A 22,318-nucleotide genomic window follows, 5' to 3' on the forward strand; every position below is an offset into this window, starting at 1 on the left:
TTGCATTAATACTGTTTCATTAGTTCGTCAATTAATTCTGGGCCTATTCGATCTCTTACTGCTGGCCAAACAACATCTCTATTATGCTTAGCAACTTCTCTTAGTTCCTCATCTGTAAATACTACAACCTCTATTCCATAGTCCCTCATTTGATCCATATACCCTTCATTTAATTCCTCGGCCGTTTCAAAACTTCTAATTGATTCTTGAGAAACAGCCTCTTTAATTATGCTTTGATGCTCTTGACTTAATGAATCCCATGTATCTTTATTCATTAGAAAAAATGTAACTTCAAACCAGCTGTTTGTTTGTATATAGTAATCAATAACATCTCTAAATCCAGTCCAGTTTAACGATGCAGGTCCTCCAAGCCAACCATCACATACACCTGTCTGCATTGCCGTATAAACCTCTGCATATGGTATAGATGTAGTCCTATAGCCCATAGCCTCTGCACTAAGTTTAATAGACTCTATACCTGGTACTCTTAGTAAAATGCCTTTGTCAACTGAATTGTCTAGTGGTTCGATTGGCATTTTAGCTGAACCAATACCCCCAAGACCTTCTCCATAAAAACCTAAGAATTGGACACCTAAGCTTCCATGTACTTCACTAAAAGTATTGTACATAAACCCATCTGGTACATATAACCTTTTTACCTCTTCATAATTTTCTGCGATAAATGGTAAATAGCATAGAAATAATCTATCATCATATGTTGGAGCAACAGAAATAAGAGCCATATCAATGGAACCCCTCATTAGTTCTTCATAAACTTGTGTATAATCTCCTAATTGGTTTGCAGGATAGACAGTAATATCAATAGAACCATCACTATCTTCTTTAACCTTATCTACTAAGCGGTACACAGCTTGAGTATCAGGGTTGTCAATAGCACTTTGTCCAGCTATACGTAAGCTAATCTTTTCTATTTCAGGTTCACTAGGTTCTTCCGCCGGTTCATCTTGTGTGCCACAAGCTATTAACGTCAATGCCAGAGTTAGTATTAAAACGCACACAAAGATCAGTAAAATGTTTTTTTTCATTTCTTTGTTACCCTCCCTATTTTCTTTTTATTTATAAACCATTGAAACAGGCATCAACTCCTTCTTTTCTGTAATGGCAACTATTTCTTGCCTACTACCTTTTTGCATTATTAATAATTTCGGTCAGTTTTACTTTAACTTGGTCTGGAAGTGGTTTAGGCTTATGCGTTAATAGAATCTCTTTTGCCATAGAACTGGCCCTCTGCCCAAGCGATAAGCCTCCATCCTCCACCCAATCTTTATGTCTTTTTCTATTAAGCAACTGTGGTACCCAAAACTCGTTCCTGAAATTGTTGAAAGTGTGTTCATCATCTATGTAGTTTCCCCCTGGCCCAACTCTTTCCATAACTTCTACAGCTAGGGTTTCCTTGTTGATTTCATATCCCTTTCCTATCCGACGTGCTAATCCTATAACCTCATTACCTACAACCATTGATTCTAATGATGCTGTTAAACCTGCCTCTAGATAACCAACATCATGAATTAGGTTTGCACCACTAAGTTCAGCTAACACAATACTATACCCCAGTTCTATGCCAGCCTGTTGATCAAAGATTGGTGAGTCACTACATCCACCAGTACTGAAAATAGGAAGCTCATAGAAGCGTGCCATTTGTGATAAAACAACACTATTCATATGCCACTCGGGGCATCCGTATGAAAAAATTGTAGATCTCATATCCATAATCGAAGGACATCCTCCATATATAAACGGTGCTCCTTTTACTTCTAATTGGTGTATGACCAAACCACTTAACAGCTCTGCATTAGCCTGGGTCAAAAGCCCTGCCGCTGTGCAGGGTGCGTTTCCTCCTGCTCCCATTCCAGGCGTATATACTGCAGGAATTCCATATTTAGAACATGCTAATAATTTCGATAGTCCTTCATTAGTATGGCATAAAGGAGAAATTGGCTCGTGATAGCATGCAATAAAAGGCTTTTGTTTTAGTTCCTCATAACCACCAGCTATAATTGAAGCCATTTCAACAATTTGCATAAAATCAATTCCATCCCTTGCAGTATAAATAATTGGCTTTGAAGTATGCTCTACCATTGCCTGAAATTGATGTAAATAGGAATCCTTTTTTGGAACATCAGTAGCAATAGCAAATGACATCATAAAATCATAATTTGGTAAAGAATCTAATATAATTGAAGCATTGATTACATCCTGTTTAGTACTGGAACGTCTTTCTCCAGTATTAATATCAATAGTCCAGGGTAAATCTGACCCGAGACCATAGTATGTATTATTTTTCTCCAAAAAAAGTTTCCTCTCACCACTTCTATTACACAATACGACTCTTTTTGGAGCAGTACGTAACGCACTTTCTACCATCACAGCGGGAATTTTTACTAAATCTCCTTTCACATAAGCTCCCGCTTGCCTTAGCATTTCTTTTGCTTTTTCATGACTAACCTTTACTCCTACTCTTTCCAAGACTTCCATGGTTGCCATATGTATTTCATAAAGCTGTTCATCGGATATAAAACTTAATTTAGGTGTATGGTTTGTTTTTGTAAATTTCATTGATTTCCCCCTATAACATAATAAGATTAAGAATGAATTTTGTCATTATTGGCAATTTTCAATCTATAATATTTTCCATATTTTATCATGGCTGTGAGTATTTATCAAATCTGATTTATCTTTGAGCTTTTTTAGTTATTTCATTAATTTTTTCCTCTATATTTTTTGGTAACATTTCTGATTTATGTTGGAGAAGTATTTTTTGTATCTTTTCTTTTATATTACTGGCATACCATCCCCCAGCACCGTGCCGGTTATTCACATTCTCCCGATTGAGTAATTCAGGAATAAACAATTCTTCGCGAAAATATTTTGCTGTTATTTCTTCTCCTAAATAATTTCCTCCAATTCCAACCTTGCAAATTGTATCTACTGCCAACTTGGTCTCGCTAAAATCAATACCTCTTATAAGACGTTTTATCATACTAATCATTTCATTTGAGGCTACCATTGTTTCTATGGAATAAACCATTCCCTGTCCTAAAAAACCTACATCGTGTATCAAGTTTCCTCCATTTAAAGCGTTAATCATTAAGGTATACATTGCTTCCATAGATGCCTGCTGGTCAAACGTAATGGCATCAGAGCATCCTCCATAAGTAAAGACTGGCAAGTCATAGTAGCGAGCCATCTCAGCTAGATAGACTGCATTTAGATGTCCTTCTGGTGCACAGTAAGAACAATTCCCTGTCCTCATATCCAATGGTGTAGCAGCACCACCATATATAAATGGAGCTCCCGAACGCCGGCATTGATGCAAAACTAGTCCACTTAATAGTTCGCAATTTGCTACTACTAAACCTCCGGCTAAAGTGATAGGTGCTGCACCTCCTAGCATTACTGCTGGCACATAGATTATAGGTAAGCCAATATCGGCCGAAAAAAGTGCCTTTTGAGCTACTTCTCTAGTGTGACGCAATGGAGAACTAGGCTCATTATATAACATGATATTTGGCTTATCTCTTACAGGAAATCCTGTTACTAATTCATTAATTTCGACCATAGTTTTTGTGTTAATTTCATTATGGGCAGTTATAATAATTGGTTTAGTGGAGTTTTTTAACATAGCAGTAAACTGATGTATATCTGATATAGATATGGGAGTATCTGATGCTAAACCCATTGACATTATAAAATCTATGTTTGGTAATGCATCTGCAACGATTGAACCCTTTACTGTATCTTCTAATACGGCTCTTCTTACTTTATCTGTTTCATAATCCTGAACATATGGAGTATCAGAGCCAGTACCAAAATAAACTCTTCCTTTTTCTAGATTGAGCTTTTCCTGACCATTTCGATCATAAATTTTTATTTTTCCCGGAGAACTTTTTATCGCAGCTTCGATCATTTTAGGTGCAAACTTTACTATGGACCCATCTACTTGAGCTCCATTTTTTTTTAATAAATGGAGTGCTTCTTCATCGAAAAACTCTACTCCTAAATTCTCTAAGACTTTTAGTGATGCTTCATGTAATTGTTCTTTTTCTTTTTCAGACATTGCCCCAATACCAATTGTCTGGCGATTAACTAGATTACCATCCATGCATCACACCTTCTTTCATGTAATAAGTTAGGTTAGTCCATGATATAATATTATCTTTTATAACTGGCATTCAAGTTCTTCAATAATTCCCTTTATTATTTTAACTTTTTCTGCGCCTAATGGCTCTGGAATATGTGTCTTTAGAATTGTCTTAACCTTTTCATTTACTTTTTCTCCATACGTCTTCTTACCATCCATTTTCCAAACCTCATAACCTTTTCTATTCATTAATGTGGGTAGCCATAGCTCATCTTTAAAATGTTTCAAAGTATGTTCTGTTTGAAGATAATATCCGCCTGGTCCAATTCTATCTATCTCGTCTACAGCTAATGTTTCTTCATTAACATCTATGCCTTTCATGAACCTTTTTACTAATCCTATTCCTTCATTACACATTACCAAGGATTCCCATGATGCTACAAGTCCCTGACCTAAGTAACCCACGTCATGTATTAAGTTTACCCCACTCAAGGATGCGGCTAGTAATGTAAATGCATTGTCCCAGCCTGCCTGTTGATCGAATGTGGATGAATCGCTACAACCGCCAACTCCAAAATGTGGCAATCTATAGAAATTAGCCATTTCATGTAGTACAGCTTGCCTTAAGTATAATTCTGGGGCACTATATAGAAATGTTCCTGCTGCCATATCCATATTTGTGACCATTCCACCGTAAATCATTGGAGCACCTTTCCTTTTTAATTGACCAATCACTAATCCACTAAGGAGTTCACAGTTAGCTGATACTAACACTCCTGCTGCTGTTATGGGTGCAGTTGCCCCAGCCATCATACCAACTGTATATACACAGGGAACTCCTTTATCACAACAGATAAGTAGCTTTTCTAATGATTCTTTTGAATGCATTAGTGGCGAACTAGGTTCAGTATATAAAGCTATAAATGGGGCTCTTCTAAATTCCTCTTCACTTCCGGCTATTACTGAAGCCATTTCAATAGCTCCTAATAGATTTTCCTTAGTATGTATTGTAAAAATTACAGGCTTAGTTGTATTTAATAACTGGGCTTCTAGTTGATGGAGGTCTGATGTTTTTGTGGGACAGTCTGAAACTAGTCCCATTGACATCGAGAAGTCAATATTATCTAAATAGTCAACTATTTGTGCGACTTTTGCAACATCTTCCTTACAGGTAACTCTATGTTCTCCCGTATATGGGTCTAGTACATATGGAGTATCTGAGCCCGTACCATAATATGAATTGTTCCCTTCTAGATACAACTTTCTATTGCCGTTTCTGTCCGATAGTGTTACTTTTGATGGAGCCCAGCGGATTGCTTGTTCAATTAACCACCCAGGTATTCTGACCCTGTTTCCCTCTACATCTGCACCTGCATCTTGCAATAATTTCAAGGATTCCTCTTCATAAACGTTTACTCCAGTTCTTTCTAACGCTTCTAGTGTGGCACAATGTATTTGTTTTATCTGGTCTTCATCTACTACTTTTAAACCCAAGCTAATACTAGATACACTATTTGATCTTACCATTTTCATCCTCCTATCATATGTTAAAAAACTAGTAATTAAGTATCTCTCACTTGTATCAAATCAACTATCTTAGATTTTTAAGGGTTAAGAACATTTCACCTCCTACAGGCAAATGATCATAGTCACATATATATCTAAGCAAAATCCATACCAGATTATATGTTGCCATTTTTGAAAACCCATAGGATGTCTTAAATTTTGATAGATGTACTTTTTTGGAAATTATTTTATATTTCTCAATTTATATTAATTCTGTAGCCTTAAATTCATTTGTCTCAATGTGATATACAATATTGAATTAAATTTGTGAATTGTTTAAAAATACTGATTATTCTTTATGTATAAAAAAGAGACCCCATGTCTAAAAATGAGATATCCCCTTTATATACAATTTACTGGTTTTCTCATCATCACTTCCATAATAGTTTTATCTGCCATATCCATACCTTTTGCACATATTTCTCCCAGATTCATTATAGTTTCTTCGGCAGATGAAGAAATAATTCCATCCGTTTCAGCTATAATTACATTTTTTAGTGCGAGTTCTGCTGCTAAAATAGATTCCGTAGATGCAGTTGACAGCTTAAAAGCACAACTTGCCTTTGCCCCATCGCATATCATACCGCATAGATTACCAACAATATTTTTTATGGCTCCCGCTATTTGATCATCAGTTCCATCTAACATCCAAGCTATCGCAGCACTAGCTCCTGCACCTGCTGCAACTGCACAACCGCATACAGCAGATAAACTGCCTGTATATTGTTTAATATAGACGTTTAAGATATGACTTAAGGCTATAGCCTTAGCCAGTCTTTCCGGCCTAATATTGTAATGTTCTGCCGCTAGTGCTATAGGAAGTATAGCAACTATTCCCTGATTGCCACTTCCCCCGCTTGTCATTACTGGTAAATTTAAACCATTCATTCTAGCATCTGCAGCAGAAGCGGTTTGAATTCTTATGGTACTAATTAGATCTCTTCCTAATATACCGTCTTCAATTAACTCATTTAACCCTGTTCCAATGGCTAAACCAAGTTTATTTTTCAATCCTGCTTTTGCTATTGCTCTATTCATTTCAACACCATTTAATAAAAATTCTAATTCAGAGGATTTCATGCCTTTTATAATTTTCATTAATTGAGATATTTTAAGCTTTCCAAGGTCATCTAAACTATTAGATTTAGAGGAATTAGATATATGGGAAAAGTTTTCCACTAACTGACCATTTAATTTAACGCTTAAAATATGATCATGTTTACCTTCAATTACGACTTCACACATTTTCTCCTCATATATTGCCTCAACTTTTATATATATACCTTTCCTCTCTAAAACTGGAGTTACATTTAAATGTTTTTGCTCAATGTATTGTTTCGCTATCATGATGCTAGATTCTTCTATCTTCTCTAGTACTTGCAATTTTAAGCTTGATATTCCAACAAGCATCCCTAGTGCTGCCGCAATATAGATACCTTTTTCTTGAGTTCCGGGTATATATACACCCATTGAATTCTTATATATATTCAAACTAACAAAGACACTCATTTTATCAGGGATGGCGCCAAGTTCCTCTCTAGCCCTAGCCGCAGCTAATGCAACTGCTATAGGTTCGGTACAGCCTAGAGCAGGTATGACTTGTGCCCTTAATATGTCAAGAAGACTTTCTTGGTTTATTGGCATGATATTTTACCTCCTTCCATTATTCATAAGTGGTATAACAATCGACTATGATCACTTATAAACATAAGCAAAAAACATGCCAACTTACTCATTTACGGTTATAGTCCACAAATTTTTAAGGATATGAAAGTACAGCCTTCCCGACTATAATTTATACTCTTTTATCTTTCTATATACTGTGGCACGACTCACTTCCAAAGTTTCCGCTATTTTAAGCTTGCCTTCCTCGCTTTTACCATATAAGCTTACAGCCTTTCTAAATGTTTCCTGTAGCACTTTATCAATGGACTGCAATTTGTTAGTCTCAACACACTCTTGGTCTTGCGAGGTATCAAAAGTAAATTCAGGAATGTGCTCCATTTTTATAAAATCGTTATCCACCATATTCATTGCGTATTCAACTAAGTTTTGTAATTCTCGAACATTGCCAGGCCAATTATAATTAAGTAGTTTTATTCGTACATCATCTTCAAAGTCTATTACTCTCTTTCCTAATACCTCGTTATAATATATCAAAAAATGATACAGCAAAACCTCAATATCCTCTTTCCTTTCTCTCAAAGGGGGTACAATAATAGGTACAACATTTAAGCGAAAGTATAAATCCTGCCGAAACTTACCCTCAACTATAAGTTTTTCTAAATCCCTATGGGTTGCTGCAATGATTCTTACATCACTTTTTACTTCCTTTCTACCTCCGACCCTGAAATATACACCATCCTGTAAGACTCTGAGTAGCTTTACCTGTAAATGCAGGGGCATGTCCCCAACTTCATCTAAAAAGAGGGTACCTCCATTTACTATTTCAAATTTCCCTGGTTTGCCACCCTTTTTAGCACCAGTAAACGACCCCTCTTCATAACCAAAAAGTTCACTTTCTAATAATGCCTCAGGTATAGCTCCGCAGTTTAGCCCTATAAAAGGACCATTACTCCTCATGCTAGCTGAATGAATGCCCCTAGCTAAAAGGTCTTTACCAGTACCACTTTCGCCTCTAATTAGGACTGTAGAAGTCCCTTTAGCTACCTTCTGGGACTTGAATTTTAGGTCTTTCATCGATGAACTTTTGCCAATTAGATTTTCTAAAGTAAATTCAGAAGTACTAGAAATATAGCCAGCAAAGTATTGATGAACCTCCGCTATTTCCTTTAAGGTCATTACAGCTCCAGCAATTTCACCTTGGGATATTATTGGGCGCGCATAATACAAGAATGTATCTCCTCCGTAAATATCCTTTAGACTAACTTCTTTTTGCATTACAATTTGTCCCTTATGTAAAACCTCATTTAATTCAAATTTGTCTTCAAAGAGATCTTTTATATTTACTTCTTTCAAATTATCATTATTTAGGCCTAATATTCTTTTTGCTGATGAGTTCCATGAGATAATAACACCATTTTCATCAGTTGCTAGAATTCCTTCATGAACAGAGTTAATAATTGCTGTCAGCTGGGATGTTGTAGTCTCTAATACATTCATAGCTACATTTAGAGAAATTTTATTTGCAATAAGGTCAGATGTTTGAGAGATAAAATTAAAATATTTTTGTTCAGCTAGAATTAACTGTTGTCTTTGCTTGAAATCAAAAGAACTAATTGCAATAAAACCTTCAACTTTTCCATTAACAAATATAGGACTAATCAAATTAGCCGTAGTTTTACACAAGTTATTCATTTTGCAGTTTTTGCAGGTCTCATGTCTACCTGGATCAAGTATGGAAACTCTGGTTTTCACTTGCTTAACCATGTCAAAACCTGACCCCTTGGGAGCCTTTTTACCAAGATATTTTTTATAATTACCTGTGCCAGCTAATCGAATAAAATTTTTATCCACTATTGTAACATCAAGTTTAAGAACTTCTGATATAACCTCAGCTATCTGTTGTATATAATCTTTAATCTCCTCCAACATAAATAGCCCCCCACAAATTAGAATATTAACATCTTGTTCATTGGTAGCATGTATTTCTCATTTCAAACTAACATTAATTCATTGATTATGCAATAATTCCAATGCCAGATCTTTATGAATTATATAAAATCAAAATACTTTTTTTCTTAAACCTGTTATATGTTATATAATAGCATAATAGGATATACTATTTGTTCCTTTTTGATGCGAAACTGTGATAGGAGATGACATTATGAAGCTTTTGTGGGAATTATTTATTACCTTTTTTAAAATAGGTGGTTTTACCTTTGGCGGAGGGTATGCCATGCTGCCTTTAATTGAACATGAAATATGTAGTAATAAAAAATGGGTAAGTGAGGAAGATATCGTAGATGTTTTAGCTATTGCACAATCGGTTCCGGGAGCTATCGCCATTAATTCTTCAACATTTATTGGGTACAAAACCGCAGGTATTAAAGGGGCTTTTGCTGCTACGTTGGGTGTGGTTCTGCCTTCATTTCTGATTATTTTAAGTTTAGCTGGTCTTTTAATAAAATTTGGGGATAATGAAATTTTAGCCAATGCGTTTTATGGCATCAGAGCGGTAGTAGTAGCCTTAATTGTAGCTGCCGTTTTTAAACTCCGCAAATCTTCTATCAAGGATTACCGCACATTTTTAATTGCCGCTACCGCTTTTATTTTTCTGATAATCTTCAATCTTCATCCAATAATAATTATTATTGCTGGGGGTATCGTTGGTGCATTATTGTACCCTAGACATTTCCCCAGTCTGATTAATAAAGGAGGCAATTAGTTGTGGTCTATTTACAGCTCATAATTTCATTTATTAAGATTGGTTTATTTAGTTTTGGTGGAGGGTATGCCATGATTCCCCTCATCCAAAATGAAATTGAATCCCATAACTGGCTTACCCCCCAGCAATTTATCGATATCATAGCTGTAGCAGAGACCACCCCTGGACCTATTGCAGTTAATTCGGCTACCTTCGTTGGTTTTAAAGTAGCGGGGTTTTGGGGAGCGGTTGTTAGTACTATTGGTGTGGCTTTGCCCAGCTTTATTATTGTCTTACTAATAGCAAGGGCTGTTAGTAAATTTATTGAGGATCCCCTTATGAAGGGCATGTTATATGGCATACGACCAGTAGTGATTAGTTTGATTTTGTTGGCTGCCGTTTTCGTAGCTAAGACAGTAATTTTTTCGGCAGGAAGTTTCCTAGGTCTAGACTGGATCAGTATTGCTATAGCTGGTTTAGCTTTAGTAGGAATATTTAAGTTAAATATGCATCCAATATTGTTAATTGTCCTAGCAGCTGTTAGTGGCGTGTTGTTGTATTAATAACTATGAAGTTTATAGAATCAAATCTGCCTAAATATTACCCCCCTAGGGTAATATCTTGAGTTTCATACCATCTTAGACAATCATATAAATGGTCAGGTTTATAGTCAGGCCAAAGCTCATCAATAATATAGAAATCAGAATAAATAGTCTGTACTGGTAAAAATCCACTTAGTCTTCTTCTTCCTCCCCAGCGTAATACAAGGTCAATTCTTGAAATTTCACCAGAGGCTATGTTGTTTGATAAATACTCTCTGGGATTTCCAGGAGAAGATCCATTTGAAAAGGCTTTATTAATATCCCACCACCAGCTGTAATTCACCAAAAAGTTAACCTTCATTTTAGCCCTGCCAAAATTTGTCCTTTTAGTAAATGGTAGTAGCTCAGGTGGAAATAGTGGAGAATCTGTATTACCCACTACAAGTAGTGATGCATCTCTATCAGATAGAATTTCGACGGCATCAACACACGCCTTTTGAAAAGCTTTGGTTTGTACTGCTGGTCTTTTTGTATTATCCTGAGTAAACCCATAAAAGGTCATTTCCTTAATTCCAAGATCAAGACAAGTTTTGTATAATTCAAACCCAGGATCAATGCCATTTTTATATCCACTCTCCTTTGGCATGCCTTTTGACGCTGCCCATCTTCTGTTTCCATCAGGTATAACCCCTATATGGTTTGGAATGCGTTTAAAACTCATTTCACCTGTCTCCTTTCGCTTCACTACATGTACTATTATTTCCATATGAAAATAGCACTAAACTGCAATTCCAAGATTTTCTTTTAATTTTCTCATTTAAATACAAGACTTGTTTGTCATAAAACATTAAATAAGCTATTATGTAGATGTTTAAAATATTCTTTTGGGAGATATAAGCTTATGCAAAAAACTAGAATAGCTTTAGTTCAAATGGAAGCATTAATTAACAATAGAAAACTAAATCTTGCTAAAATCAAAAGCCACGTAGAAAAAGCTGCTCGTAATGATGCCCATATTATTTGTTTTCCTGAGACATCAATACATGGGTATAGCAAAAACCTATATAAAACAAGTGCTGAAGCATTAGACGAAACATCCTCTATCTTAAGTGAATGGTCAAGGAAGTATTCTATTTGTATTTTAGCTGGATTAGCTGAAAAAGTTGAAGATAAAAAACCCTATATAACTCATTTAATAGCTACACCAGATGGTAATGTTGAGACTTATAGAAAAACCCATCTTGGTAAAAGTGAAAAACCGTATTTTAGTGAAGGTAGCAGATTGCCTGTATTTAAAGCTCCTACAGCTATAATAGGGGTGCAAATATGTTGGGATTTACATTTTCCTGAAATTTCTACAATTATGTCTTTAAAAGGGGCAGAAATAATCTTTGCCCCCCATGCATCTCCAACCATTGTAGGCGATAGAAAAAACATTTGGCTTAAATACCTAACTGCTCGTGCCTACGATAATTCAGTTTTCTTGGCTGCCTGCAACTTAATAGGAGAAAATGGGGATGGACAATCTTTTTGTGGTGGTGCCTTAGTAATAGATCCCAAAGGCAATCTTATAGCACATGATTTTAGTAATAAGGAAGGAATATTATTTGCGGACTTGAATTCAGACATTATTAATAGAGTAAGGAACCAAGAAACAATGTCTATGAGGGATAGTTTTTACCTAGAGTCAAGAAGGCCCGAACTATATACTGAGCTATATAACCGTGGTGAATTACCCAAGCAACAATAAAACTACTAGTATAGTTCCCATGCTTAAAAAAGTTGTAATAAAAGTAACTGTTGATACAAGCTGCGGTTCACAATCATACTGTATTGCCAACAATGCTGATATGGCAGCTGTAGGAGTTGCAGCTGCCAATATCATCACTTTCTTCAATAACAAATCTATAGGTAGAAACCATACCATTAAAAATGCAATTATCGGTGATACTACCAACCTCAAAAATACTGATAAATACATTAAATTCCTTTCAAAATTCTTCACCTTAATTTCCGCAAGCTGTAGCCCCAAAGCTAACATAATCGTAGGTATAGCGCCATCTGCTACCAAACTTACTGCTCCATAAATACTATCATGTAGTGGTAATGGTAATGCTCTCCAGACAATCCCCAGATAAACAGCATGCATCATCGGCATCTTAGAAATATTAAGCATCACACTTTTCAGCTTAGTCTTACCCTTTGCTGCATAATATAATCCTAGTGTGGTTTGTAGTACGGTATGAAAAATCATTATTGGTACTATATAGTCTATTCCTCCTGCTCCATAAGCAAACAAAACAAGCGGAATCCCATAATTCCCGTTATTCATAAACCCAATAGCCAATATTAATGCATTTTGTTTTTCATCAGAATACTTTTTCCAGAAACCTATTATTTTAATGATTAGAATTAAGATGGCAGTTAGGGCAAATGTGTAAAGAAGGATATATAAATAATTTAAGCTTAATGGATTGTCATAAAAAGTCCTAAAGACTAAAGCAGGCATCATAATATATATAGCAATAGTGCTCACAGACTTTATATGCAGATTAAATAGTTTTTGAACAATAAACCCAGCAGAAAAAATTAGCATAATTGGCAGAATAACAGATATAAACATTTTAGCATCACCTATTGTCATTGATTTCGATTTTATAAACTTCTATATATTCTTCAAAAAGTCCTTGTTGGACTAATTCAATTTTATGCTAGTTAATTCTCCCTTCTGCATATTTATACTTATTGTTCACTATTTATACATTTGCTTATTTCGCTAGTTTATATTTTGTATTTGTTTTTGTTATATATTATTTTTGGATTTCCATACCTAAATTCCTCTTACTCCAACCATATTAGTCGTATATTATACACTAATAATTACGACAACTTCCGCAAATAGCTAGATGTATAAGTTTTTCTTATCTTTGTGTAAATTTATTCAAATAGTTTAATTGTTATGAAATAGTTGCATTTATATTTATGCGGTCATATAATATTATTAACAACACACAATGTTAATCGGAAATTACTTATAAGGAAGGGAGGAATACCAAATGACTAAAAAGAATAATTGTTACTGTCACAAATGCTCCTGGTTCGTATCTTTGAAACATTACTGCATCGCACAAGATAAAGATACTGCATCGCTATCCTCTTGTTGTACACAGTTCCAAGGCAAATAGTATTCATAATTATCCTGCTGTATATTTGCTTCTTTTGGACATGAAAATGCTCCCCTTTCAGCAAACAGTTTTTCTAAACTGCCTACCTTAAGGGGAGCATTTTCATATTATCGGTATAATACACTCAGCATACTAACTCAGCATCTGTCAATCAATTTATAGCCAACTGTAGGAACAGTTTGTATGTAGCCTGATTTGTCTTCTATAATTCCTATTTTCTGTCTAATTTTAGCTATAGCAACTCTTAAATAGTGTGTTTCTTCCCTATATTCATGTCCCCAAATTTTTGTTAATAACTCTTCGTGAGTCATAACACATCCTTTATTCTTTGCCAGTTCTCCTAAAATTTTATGCTCTGTGGAAGTCAATTTTACATTCTTTTCATCCACAAAAACCTCATGTTTTAAAAAGTTGATGACTAAATTTCCAATGATGATTTCATTATCCACCATCATCATATCATCTTTTACTCTTCTAAGAACTGCTTTAATTCTTGCAAGTAATTCATTAATTTCAAAAGGTTTCGTAACATAATCATCTGCACCTAGTTCTAGACCTTTGACAATATCTACTGAACTTCCCTTAGCGGTTAATAGAATTATTGGAACATCAGAAAACTCCCTTATTTTTTTTAATACTTCAAACCCATTTAGCTTCGGCAACATAATATCTAGAAGAACAATATCAGGTAAATGCTTTTCGTATGACTCCAGAGCATCTTTTCCATTTTTGGCCATACTAACATCATAGTTGCTAACAAGAAGATTAGCTTTTATAAATCTTAAGATTTTCTCCTCATCTTCTACGACGAGTATTCTGTGTTTTATATTAACCACCTTCTTTTTTTGATTTCTTCTACTCTTCTTTCCAAAAAACGTTTTTTCCTTTTTTGAATAGTTCTTCACCATAGATTTCGTCATCAAGTCCATCTAGTATACTGTCAACAAGGCCATTTTTCTTGTTAAAAGTGCTTAACATACTATTTGTCCATTTATAGCCCCTATTATAAGAACAAACAGAAATGCAAACATTACAATTAGTCCCTGATCCACAAAAGTAGCTATGACACTTCTTATGATCAACTGGCCAGCGAAGATAGCCAGTATTACCTGTATCATCTACTGGTCCCATTTCTCTTGTTCCTGATGAAATGGCATTAGAAGGACATTCTCTAGCACATTTTCGACAAGCTTCACAAAATTCTGTAACACCAAAATCAATGGGCTTATCAGGTAATAGGGGAATATCAGTAATTATTTTGGCAATCCGACTTATAGAACCATAACGAGGGCTTATAAGTTTACCATTTCTACCCAGCTGTCCTAAACCCGCATCAATTGCTAATGGAACATTTAAACCTGTACAATTTAAGCTTGGAATGGCTTCATAACCAAGGGCCTTAATCATTCCGGCCAGACTCATAGTGGTTAAGCTAGCTTTAGCATAGGTATTAACAGTACTTGCACATGCCAGTAATGTAGGTGCATATTTCAAGGATTCATAGTCCATCTCAAAGAGTAGTACTATCACATACTTCATTGTAGCAGGGATTACTCTTACACCATCAGGCAATAAGGTAGGCTGACTAATATCGGCATATTCCTTGCTTTCATCTGTGAATCTAATGGGATATTCCTGCTTTGTTTTTTCATCAAACCAATGGGAATAAATCCATCTTCGGTCAAGTCTAGCAATGCCCATGGCACTCGCACCATACATCTTGGCAGCTTTTTTCAGAGCAACAGTTGTCTCCCTTTCATCAGTAACCTTCTCTTTGGCTTCTTTAATACTTTTAATATCATAATTCCAACTGTTAGCATTTTGATCACACAAATTAGCATTAAAGCCTATTTGTTTAAGATAGTTCAAAGATCCCATGAAAAAACCATAGTCAAATGGCGAGTACCCAGGAGTGTTTTTTTTCACATAGTCACTCATTGTGTTAACAATTTGTAATTCCAGATTCTTTGACTCTTTATCCCAGTATCCTCGGATATTCAAATTGTATTTTTGATTATATCTCCTATATGTTTCATCCACATTATATAATTGTGCTGTTGTGGTATTTAGCTGGTGAATATTCAGGTGAATTACCCCCTAATATATTTACTATTATGATAACATTTTATAGCCAATAGTAGGTATTGTTTCAATATATCCAGCGTCACCATGATATATATTAAGCTTATTCCTAATTCTTGCTACACATACCCGTAAATAATGTGTTTCATCCTTGTACTCAATACCCCATACTTTAGTTAGTAAGTCTTCGTGAGTTAACATACAGCCCTTATTCTTTGCCAACTCAGTTAATAATTTAAGTTCTGTAGGATTTAGTTTAACTATCTGATTATTAACCTCAATTTTGTAGCTAACTAGGTTTATACATAAATTGCCAACCTTAATTAAGGGTTCATTCTCCACCCAATTATTTTTCGATCTACGCAGAACTGCTTTAATCCTCGCTAACAAAATATCAATATCAAAGGGCTTGGTTATGTATTCATCAGCACCCAATTCTAAGCCTTTAATTGCATCACTTGTACTATTCTTTGCAGTAATCAAAATAACAGGTACTTCTGAAAAGTTCCTGATTTTAGTTAAAAATTGATAGCCATCAATTTCTGGCAGCATAACATCCAAGAGAACTATATCTGGCAAATGTTTGTCATACATAATTAAGGCTTCATTTCCATCAAAAGCTGTAAAAACCTCATATTTACTAATCAATAGGTTGGCCTTAATGAACTTCATTATTTTATGCTCATCTTCCACTATTAATATCTTTTCTTTCATCTCAATACACCAACCTTTGCTTATTTACATGGATGGTAAAGAAAAAGGTAGTCCCCTTTCCCACTATACTTTCTGCCCAAATACTACCATTGTGTGCTTCAATAATTCCCTTACAAATGGCTAGACCTAGACCACTACCAATTTGCTCTGTACCTTTACTGTTTAGCTGATAAAACTTTGAAAATACTTTTTTAAGTTCTTCCTTAGAAATGCCAGGACCCTTATCTCTTATAAAAAAAATGACCCTATCATTTTGTTTTGCTGCGGAAATAAAAATTTCCGATACTTCTTCTGTATTACGATGACCATATTTTACAGCATTATCAATTAAATTCATAAATACCTGCAAAAGCCTTTGCTCATCAATCTCAATGATTTCTTCCCCATTTGCTATAACGTGTTTAAGGTTAATTTGCTGTCTATAGGAAGTTTTTGCCCTAACAACTACTTTTTGCATCAGTTTATCGATGGTAACTAATCCTTTTTCTAATTTCAAAACACCTGCATTAATTTTAGACACGTCTAATAATTTTTCAATCATTATATTTAGACGGTCACATTCATCATATATATCTTGCAGAAATGTATGTCTTATGTCATCTTCCCAGACTACACCCTTTCTTAATAAAGAGCTGACATTTCCCTTTATACAAGTTAATGGAGTTCTTAATTCATGACCAACAATTCCAATTAAGTCATTTTTAAATTTTTCTATCCCCTTGTGTTTAGTAATATCTATAATTAAAAATCCATAGCTTAATATTTCTTGCGTATTACCTCTTATTTGAAATTTTGTTACTTTCAGACTTCTACTTTCCTTGGTTTCTAATTCAAAGGAATATATATTGTTTTTGATTACTTTGCTTGTTTCAAGGTAAATTTGAGTCTTAATTTGGTCTTTACTTAATTTTATAATTTGATTGATAAAGTCCTCTAAGTCTTTAAACACAATACTTTCTTTTATGCCTAGTAAGTTATTAACAGCGGCATTACTATAAATTATCTGAGTGCCTCCAATAATAATTATACCTTCCGTTAAACTATCTAATACAGAATTAAAACAATCATTCAAGGTGTTTATCTTCTCTTTTGCAAGTTCCATCTCCAAGGACAATGCTATCTGATTAATTAAAACTTGTAAGAGATTAAGTTCATCATCATCAATTGGTTTTTCCATATATACTGCCATGAAGAAAATACCATGTATTTTGTTCTCTAACCAAAATGGTAAAGCAACAGCATACAGATTTTTAGTAATAGATTGTTCGATTAAGGTAACACCGCTGTACCCCCGTAAAGCTTTAATCACACAATCCAAAGAAGCCATATCTTCAAATAGGTCCATCTCTATTCCTGAATTTATTTGAGCTAAAGGCAACAATTTTCCATTATTATTCTTAATTGCTAAAATTCCAATTGGTGCTTTCCAATGATCAATTATCATTTTTAATAGATCTTTTAATACACAGGTACAGCTTGGAGAACGTACTAACATATTTGAAGTGTCTTTTAAAAATTCCATTGTTATACTCATTTTATTCAATTCCCCACTCCAAAAATATTATTGTATCTTATCTTCTTTTCTATAACACAGAAATCCTTTATTAAAGACTATTTTCTGCCAATACTCAGGGACATATTTGGACATTTCTCTACACACACAAAGCAATTGGTGCAATTTTGTATTTTTTCTAACTTTGGTTCAGCGTTCCATTGGCAATTTCTTTGGCAAATATTGCAGCTGTTTAGGCAAGTATTTTCATCTCTCTTAAGCCTAAACAAGCTCTTCTTAGCAAAAGCTGAAAGCAATGCACTAGTGGGACATAAATAATTGCACCATAACCCTCTCTGCCATATGCCATCAAGCAAAATTATCAGTAAAAAAAACATTATGCCCTGCCAGAAAACTATTGCAATGGATAAATATTGTAAAGCTCTACCTAGTACAGCGTAGGGCAAAATATAATTAAAAATAGGAAATCCTAAAAAGGTAACAGCTATACCAGACAATAAAATTACATAACGGAGATTGGAATTTGTAATAAGTTGAGGTTTATCTTTTTTAAACCCAATTATATCTGCCAACCAATTAGTAGCTTCTCTGATAGTATTAACAGGGCAAAGCCAACTACAAAATACCCTGCCAAATAATAAGGCCAATAAAATTGGTAAAGAAACAGCAAAGAAAAAACTTAGATTCAAAGGATGATAATCCAATATCACCTGTAAGGCAGCTAAAGGATCTAAAAAGGTGTAACCACCAAAGGTGATTGCCCAATAAAAACCACTAAAGCCTTCCGCTAAATTCAAGAAATTATATCCAAGCTTAGATAAACCCTCTGTATAATCTATAAGGGTTTGGATAACCTGTCTTTTATAAATTGCTATTAAAGGTGTCATGAAAATAAAAAGCAGAGCACCGATTTGGGTGATTCTCCGATAAGTTAATGGCTTCACCATTAATCCCCCATTTAGTATATCAGATTGTTTTATTAAACTTATTTACATCAATTGGCATACTGATTGCTCTAGGTGGACAAACGGGAACACATAAGCCACAGCCATAACACTGAACTTTATCTATAATCGGTCTGCCTTTGCCATCCTTTTTAATAGCTTGACCTTTGATTGGACAGATATCGTAGCACAACAAACATTTCAGATTATCTCTTTTATAAAGAATACACTGCTCTCTTTTTAGTTGAGCTACACCTAGGTTTATTTGGTTTGATCTAGGATCAATTTCTCCATAGCTACCAAAGCTTAAAGTCGTAATTACTGGAGTAAGTGCCTCAGTTGGACAAATATTTATACAACTCATACATAAGGTACATTTATCTGGCTTAGCTAGTATTGGAGTATGAGCTAAGTTCCCTTTGGCGGCAAAATTAAATTCTATCGCTTTGGTCGGACAATCTTGACCACACTGCATACAACGGATGCATCTCTTGATAAAATCCTCTTCTGGCAATGCTCCAGGTGGTCTTAAAGGCAAAGTATCTTCCACAGTAAAAGGTAAAGGTGAAATTAAATAAAAACCTCCAAAAACACCCAGATATTCAAGAAATCTTCTGCGAGAAACCTTCATTAGAATTCCCCTCCATTAGCCACCTCTAACTATTGCCCTAGTTTTGAATAATATTAAAATTATCACAGGGTCAGACATGAGTCTGACCCCTAATAAATAACAGTACATATATTTTTTAAAAATAAAATTAACCAGCTGCCTTAGTATTAGCTTTTGACTTACCTGTAAACTTTTGTACAATAGATGGTGTAAACCATGTTAAAGCTCCTAAAATTACAGCAGGAAGTCCCATAGCTATTAACACAAAATTAGCTGCAATAGGTTCTAATTCCTGTTGTAACCCTATATAATTCTCAACCGTCAATAAAAGCATTGCTACTGAACCTACTCCTAGCACCCATTGATACCACTGAACTGATAGGTTATTGTTTTTAACTTGAGAAATCAACCAATGTAACGCAAAACCAATAATTATGCCGAGTACTAACCAAAGCATTCACTCACCCCCATTTATTATTAGGCTACAATTAATATGCTTATCAGATTTTTCTTCCTCCACGACGGGTATCAATACCCATTTCAGCTAAATTCTCATTCTTCCACCAGCCCTCAGGATCCTTCATAGGCTTCCCAGATTGAGCAGGAAATGCCTTATGGTCTCCAGCTACAAGTAATGAGTTAAAGACTGATGTTGAAGCAATTGTTCCTTTAACTATTCTGTGTAAGCTAGCATCATCATCAACAGCATAAGGACATGAAGAGAAGCAAATGCCACAGTTTGTGCCACAATCAGCTTGGAACTCACGGCATTTTACTGAATCTTCATAATAAGCCCTGTGACCTCCAGGGTTATTCCAAGGACCTCTGCCTTCCCAACTGGGGTCACGGTCTAAACTCAAGGCCTTTGATGGACACATCTCTGCACAAGTCATACAATCCTTACAAAAATCCATGACTCCAAAATTAATTGGTTTAGTTGGAGCTAAAGGTAGATCAGTAGTCAAAGCAGTTAATCTAACCATAGGACCATATTCAGGGGTAATTACTCGGTTTAAACGTGACAATTCACCTAATCCAGCCATTACTCCAAAAGCTGGAGCAATACCAAAGCCATTACTGGTTGTAGGTCCATAGGAATTATAACCAAGCCCGTAAATAAACTCATGGATCTGAGTTAAAATAGTCCACAAACGAGTGTATGATAAAGTAGTTGTTTGAGAGCCTAAAACTGTTGGACCATATTTCATCGTTTCATTAGACATTTGTACAGTATATACAATCGTATATCTGGCCTTATCTGGAATAACTAATTTCTTTTCATCTTCATAGCCTACATCAACATTCTCAAATAAAATAGGTTTTTTCACAGATTTAGGTTCTTCTGCATAAACAAGCTTTCTTGTAGTTTCAGGTTCAAGCTCTACAAAACCTACTGTTGCAGCTCCCATGTGCCTTAAAGCAATTCTAATCATGCGAGCATTCTCTTCAGGAGTACCTTCATATCTTGGTGTACCCCGTTCTTGAGGGGTTTTCGCTGATCTAGGTCCCATAAAATAGAATGGAGGCCTTCCAGCACCAACAGCATCCTTTAAAGCAAAATCCTTCGTAGTATAACCAGGAACATTTTCTAGCTCCCATTTTAACATATTGTCTTTTTTCAGTTGATCAAGCCTTTTAGTCTCTTCTGCACTACGATACTCATTAATACTACCTCTAACAGTTTTCCATTCTTCAAAACGTTTAAGATTTTTCCAGTCTATTTCTGTGGTTGGTTTGTCAACAGTTTTTACCCACCAGTAGCGATTAGGTACTTCCTTAGGCAACGCATCTCCAGCAGCTAAAGCATGCTTGTCGAAACCGGTAGCAGCCAAAGTTATTCCTGCCCCTGTAAGACCCGCAGCTTTAATTAACTGCCTTCTACTTAATTCAGGCATACTTTCTTCCTCCCCCTTGTTATAACATTATTATTTCATAGGATTAACCCTCTGAAATCATCTTAACTGACTAACTTGGCGTAGCTTTGCACAGGTTCAAACTTGCGTCAAATTCAGCGGGAGTGGGCTTTGAATTAGCAACTCATCGGCATTAAAATTCCGTGATTTGCGTCAATATCCCCCTGTATTAAGATCTTATTTCAATATATCTAAATATATCATTCAAATACTTAAAATGAACATCTAAAATGTAGCAATTTGTAGTTATTGAAATCTTTCCGTGGCCTTAACGGTATGACATTCGCGACAAGTAAACTCAAAAGCCTCATGAGATTTATGGCAGGTAATACAAGCTTCTCTTCCATGAGCTGGACTATGAGGGTTTATTAACTTATATTCATCCTTACTACCCACACGCTCGGCTAATTCCTCATAGGTTACCTTATGACAATCTAAACAGACTTTATCTTCTGGTAATTTAACTGGTTCATTTTCATTTAAGGTTCCATGACAATCTGTACAACTTACATTTTTATTTATATGAACATTATCCAAGTATGGAGAGTTGTTAACTTGAGCCATTATGTGATCTATAGATCTTGCAGATTTTAAAGGTTTAGGTTCTATAAGCTCTACATCCTTAGGTTTTTCTTCTTCATTTTCTTTATCTGTGTTTTCAAGAGGTTTTGTACATCCTGAAATCACTAGAAAGACTACGATCGCTAATATAAAAATAATAGAGATTTTTTTGTACTTAATAGTATAATGTAAAATACACACTTCACCGCCTTTGTCGCTGACATAAAAATTATCTCTCTAAAAAAATTATAATTTAGTT

The 22,318-nt window shown here is 35.0% G+C and carries 19 protein-coding genes and 1 pseudogene; 3 read left to right on the plus strand and 17 right to left on the minus strand.

The genetic code is table 11. The features are described 5' to 3' along the window. Window positions 1-5 precede the first annotated feature (5 nt). The 6 genes from APF76_10185 to APF76_10210 form a co-directional block, all read right to left on the minus strand. Window positions 6-1,046, minus strand: coding sequence for a hypothetical protein (locus APF76_10185; protein ID KUO48991.1), 1,041 nt, complete (start codon window positions 1,044-1,046; stop codon window positions 6-8). 94 nt (window positions 1,047-1,140) lie between these two features. Beyond that, window positions 1,141-2,577, minus strand: coding sequence for a hypothetical protein (locus tag APF76_10190; GenBank protein KUO48992.1), 1,437 nt, complete (start codon window positions 2,575-2,577; stop codon window positions 1,141-1,143). Between the two features lie 115 nt (window positions 2,578-2,692). After that, complete coding sequence (locus tag APF76_10195) at window positions 2,693-4,123, minus strand: hypothetical protein (protein KUO48993.1); 1,431 nt, start codon at window positions 4,121-4,123, stop codon at window positions 2,693-2,695. 57 nt (window positions 4,124-4,180) lie between these two features. Further along, complete coding sequence (locus APF76_10200) at window positions 4,181-5,635, minus strand: hypothetical protein (GenBank protein ID KUO48994.1); 1,455 nt, start codon at window positions 5,633-5,635, stop codon at window positions 4,181-4,183. Window positions 5,636-6,010: 375 nt separating this feature from the next. After that, window positions 6,011-7,312, minus strand: a complete 1,302-nt coding sequence (locus tag APF76_10205; protein ID KUO48995.1) for a hypothetical protein — start codon at window positions 7,310-7,312, stop codon at window positions 6,011-6,013. Between the two features lie 144 nt (window positions 7,313-7,456). After that, window positions 7,457-9,223: a hypothetical protein gene (locus tag APF76_10210; protein ID KUO48996.1), complete on the minus strand. Its 1,767-nt coding sequence runs from the start codon at window positions 9,221-9,223 to the stop codon at window positions 7,457-7,459. A gap of 232 nt (window positions 9,224-9,455) precedes the next feature. Between APF76_10210 and APF76_10215 the strand changes: the two genes are divergently transcribed. Further along, window positions 9,456-10,016, plus strand: a complete 561-nt coding sequence (locus APF76_10215) for a chromate transporter (GenBank protein KUO48997.1) — start codon at window positions 9,456-9,458, stop codon at window positions 10,014-10,016. A 2-nt stretch (window positions 10,017-10,018) separates the two neighbouring features. Beyond that, complete coding sequence (locus APF76_10220) at window positions 10,019-10,558, plus strand: chromate transporter (protein KUO48998.1); 540 nt, start codon at window positions 10,019-10,021, stop codon at window positions 10,556-10,558. A 37-nt stretch (window positions 10,559-10,595) separates the two neighbouring features. Here APF76_10220 and APF76_10225 read toward each other — a convergent pair whose 3' ends face one another. Continuing rightward, a complete protein-coding gene (locus APF76_10225) occupies window positions 10,596-11,258 on the minus strand; it encodes a dihydroorotate dehydrogenase (GenBank protein ID KUO48999.1) in 663 nt (220 codons plus the stop codon). A gap of 180 nt (window positions 11,259-11,438) precedes the next feature. Here APF76_10225 and APF76_10230 point away from each other — a divergent pair, with 180 nt between their 5' ends. Next, on the plus strand, window positions 11,439-12,287 hold the full coding sequence (locus APF76_10230; GenBank protein KUO49000.1) for a nitrilase: 849 nt from the start codon (window positions 11,439-11,441) through the stop codon (window positions 12,285-12,287). Here APF76_10230 and APF76_10235 read toward each other — a convergent pair. The 10 genes and pseudogenes from APF76_10235 to APF76_10280 all read right to left on the minus strand — a co-directional run bounded on the left by APF76_10235 (window position 12,270) and on the right by APF76_10280 (window position 22,260). Continuing rightward, window positions 12,270-13,160, minus strand: coding sequence for a hypothetical protein (locus tag APF76_10235; protein KUO49001.1), 891 nt, complete (start codon window positions 13,158-13,160; stop codon window positions 12,270-12,272). The two genes, APF76_10230 and APF76_10235, sit on opposite strands and share 18 nt — an antisense overlap. Window positions 13,161-13,859: 699 nt before the next feature. Next, complete coding sequence (locus tag APF76_10240) at window positions 13,860-14,558, minus strand: two-component system response regulator (protein ID KUO49097.1); 699 nt, start codon at window positions 14,556-14,558, stop codon at window positions 13,860-13,862. A gap of 19 nt (window positions 14,559-14,577) precedes the next feature. Beyond that, window positions 14,578-15,807, minus strand: coding sequence for a reductive dehalogenase (locus APF76_10245; protein KUO49002.1), 1,230 nt, complete (start codon window positions 15,805-15,807; stop codon window positions 14,578-14,580). A gap of 27 nt (window positions 15,808-15,834) precedes the next feature. Beyond that, window positions 15,835-16,518 (minus strand): two-component system response regulator, encoded by a 684-nt coding sequence (locus tag APF76_10250; GenBank protein KUO49003.1) that lies wholly within the window; start codon window positions 16,516-16,518, stop codon window positions 15,835-15,837. Window position 16,519: 1 nt separating this feature from the next. Continuing rightward, window positions 16,520-18,052 carry a hypothetical protein gene (locus tag APF76_10255; GenBank protein KUO49004.1) on the minus strand — a complete coding sequence of 511 codons (1,533 nt, stop codon included), beginning with the start codon at window positions 18,050-18,052 and terminating at the stop codon, window positions 16,520-16,522. A gap of 77 nt (window positions 18,053-18,129) precedes the next feature. Further along, window positions 18,130-18,975, minus strand: a complete 846-nt coding sequence (locus APF76_10260) for a hypothetical protein (GenBank protein KUO49005.1) — start codon at window positions 18,973-18,975, stop codon at window positions 18,130-18,132. 22 nt (window positions 18,976-18,997) lie between these two features. After that, window positions 18,998-19,606, minus strand: coding sequence for a hypothetical protein (locus APF76_10265; GenBank protein KUO49006.1), 609 nt, complete (start codon window positions 19,604-19,606; stop codon window positions 18,998-19,000). 127 nt (window positions 19,607-19,733) lie between these two features. Beyond that, window positions 19,734-20,105: pseudogene (locus APF76_10270) on the minus strand (hypothetical protein). Beyond that, on the minus strand, window positions 20,086-21,480 hold the full coding sequence (locus tag APF76_10275; protein ID KUO49007.1) for a reductive dehalogenase: 1,395 nt from the start codon (window positions 21,478-21,480) through the stop codon (window positions 20,086-20,088). Before APF76_10275 ends, APF76_10270 begins: the two are co-directional and overlap by 20 nt. A 264-nt stretch (window positions 21,481-21,744) precedes the next feature. Beyond that, a complete protein-coding gene (locus APF76_10280) occupies window positions 21,745-22,260 on the minus strand; it encodes a hypothetical protein (GenBank protein KUO49008.1) in 516 nt (171 codons plus the stop codon). Window positions 22,261-22,318: the final 58 nt, after the last annotated feature.

Origin of the sequence: Desulfitibacter sp. BRH_c19 (genome assembly GCA_001515945.1) — a bacterium.
Classification (GTDB): Bacteria; Bacillota; DSM-16504; order Desulfitibacterales; family Desulfitibacteraceae; genus Desulfitibacter.